The organism is Pseudoalteromonas sp. (genome assembly GCF_041629635.1).
Taxonomy (GTDB): Bacteria; Pseudomonadota; Gammaproteobacteria; order Enterobacterales; family Alteromonadaceae; genus Pseudoalteromonas.
Map to the genome: position 1 here is coordinate 1 of NZ_JBFKMX010000263.1, position 2,292 is coordinate 2,292.

At 41.4% G+C, this 2,292-nt stretch carries 3 protein-coding genes; all 3 read right to left on the reverse strand.

Going from position 1 to position 2,292, the window contains the following annotated elements:
• Window positions 1-893: ornithine carbamoyltransferase (locus ABYD77_RS18935; RefSeq protein WP_372771643.1), on the reverse strand; the 893-nt coding region annotated here is incomplete at its 3' end.
• Window positions 894-901: 8 nt separating this feature from the next.
• Complete coding sequence (gene argB, locus ABYD77_RS18940; RefSeq protein WP_372771644.1) at window positions 902-1,663, reverse strand: acetylglutamate kinase; 762 nt, start codon at window positions 1,661-1,663, stop codon at window positions 902-904.
• On the reverse strand, window positions 1,656-2,292 hold a 637-nt coding region (argC, locus tag ABYD77_RS18945; protein WP_372771645.1), incomplete at its 5' end, for an N-acetyl-gamma-glutamyl-phosphate reductase. The genes argC and argB, both read right to left, overlap by 8 nt.

A 2,292-nucleotide genomic window follows, 5' to 3' on the forward strand; every position in this document is an offset into this window, starting at 1 on the left:
ACAAGCAATGCATTTTGCGCATGCATACGATTTTCTGCTTGTTGTATTATGAATGATTTGTCACCGTCCATTACCTCTGAGGTAATTTCAAATTCACGGTGTGCTGGCTGACAATGCAGTACGCTTGAGGCACCTGTCATATCAACCAGTTTTTGATTAATTTGGTACGGCATGTACTTTTCTTTTACTTGTTCAAGTGGCGTGTTATCGCCCATTGATACCCAAGTATCAGCATAGAGCGCATTTGAACCAACCGCTGCTTCAATGCGGTCACTTACCAGAACTGATGCGCCATTTTGCGCTGCAATTGCTTCTGCCTGTTTTACAATTTGTGCATCAGGTGATGCACCTTTAGGGCACACAGCCACAAAGTCAGTACCTAGGCTTGCTGCTAATAACATCAGCGAGTGTGTAACATTGTTGCCTTCACCTAAATAAGCCAGTTTTAATTGGCTAACGTCACCGTAAATTTCAGTTAACGTCAAAAAATCGGCGAGTGCTTGGCATGGGTGGTATAAGTCACACAAGCTGTTTACCACAGGCACAGATGAAAACTCACTAAGTGTCTCTAATGTGCTGTGCGCCATTACACGTGCCACAATACCATCTGCCCAAGTAGAAATATTAAGGGCAAAATCTTTTACTGATTCACGCTGCCCCATGGCACCATTTTGTTGATCAAGATACACCGCATGACCACCGAGTTTGTTAATACCAATATCGAATGACAAACGCGTTCGTAAACTTGGTTTTTCAAATAACGTTACTACAGATTTACCTTTTAGAGATTCGGTGAAATCCGTTGGGTTGTTTTTAATTTGTAGTGCTAAGTTAAGTAATTTTAAATTAGCTTCTTTGTTTAGTTCTAAGCCTGTTATAAATTGTTGAGTCATTATTTTTCCTATGGCGTAATCTTAGTTCCAACATGCTCACCATTGAGCAATGCGATTAAGTTTTCTGGCTTTTGCCAGCTCGAGATATAAACGCCACGTCGTAAATGTTGAGCAGCTTGCAAGCTGGTATTTACTTTTACCTGCATGCCGCCTTTAATGACTCCTTCTTCAATAAGTTTAGAAATTTCATCGCTTGATAACTGATGTAATGGATTAAGTTTATGGTCTAACACCGCTTCCACATCCGTCATAAAAATAAGTTCTGCATCAAGCAACTGCGCAATACTGGCTGCTGCTTCATCAGCATTCACGTTGTACCAATTGCCTTCTAAGTCAAAACCTATCGAGCTCACAATTGGAAAACAGCCCGCATCGAGTAACGACTTAATCACGCTGGCATCATTTTCAATACAGGTGCCCACTTGGCCAAGGGCTTTTAGCTTTTGTTTGCTAACAAGGCCTGCTTCAAAAAGACTTAAGCCAACAGGTTTAAGACCATTACTAATTGCAGCGCCCATGAGTTGTTTATTTGCACACCCCGCTAACGCACCCACAATGTAAGGCATTTGTTCACGCGGGCTAATACGAAGACCTAGGTGTTTTGATGTTACAAACCCTGCATCGCTTAACCAGCTATCAACAAGCGACCCACCGCCATGCACTAAAATAAATTTATCTTCTGGTTTTTGATGTAACACATCAATAAGTGCTTTTGCTGCATCAATGTTATTTAATACAGCACCGCCTAGCTTAATGACCCAATTAGCCATGTTTCACTCCTTGAAAACCAGTATGAGCTGGCAAACCTAAAGTTAAATTAATACATTGCAGCGCTTGGCCAGAGGCGCCTTTAAGTAAATTATCTATCGCAGAAACTACAATGAGTTGTTCGCCCTGTAACTGCCAGCCAATATCAACAAACGGTGAATTTTCAACACCTTTAATTGATGGAATTGTATCGCCCAGTAAACGAATTAAAGGTTCATCAGCAAGCACTTGATATGACTCTGCAATTTGCTTTGCAGTAGTGCCTGGTTTTACTTTGACATAGATGGTTTCAAGAATGCCGCGTTTAAAATTGCCTAAATGCGGTGTGAACAACACCTTGTGACCAAGGTATTTTTCAATTTCAGGACCGTGTCTGTGATTAAATAAACCATAAGGCTTTAGACTCACTTCGCAAAAGTGGGTTGCAACATTGGCTTTACGACCAGCGCCCGTCACCCCAGAAACCGCATTGATAATCACAGTATCATCAGTAAGTAAGCCGGCCTGCTTTAATGGTTTAAGGGCATTAAGTGCAGCTGTAGGATAACAACCAGGAACAGCCACTAACTGAGCGTTTTTGATTTGTTCTTTTTGCCACTCAACAAGACCATAAACAGCCTGCTCCAATAAT

Excerpts from the sequence above, each read along its gene's own strand:
- argB (WP_372771644.1), bottom strand. The coding sequence starts at position 1,663 with ATGGCTAATTGGGTCATTAAGCTAGGCGGTGCTGTATTAAATAACATT.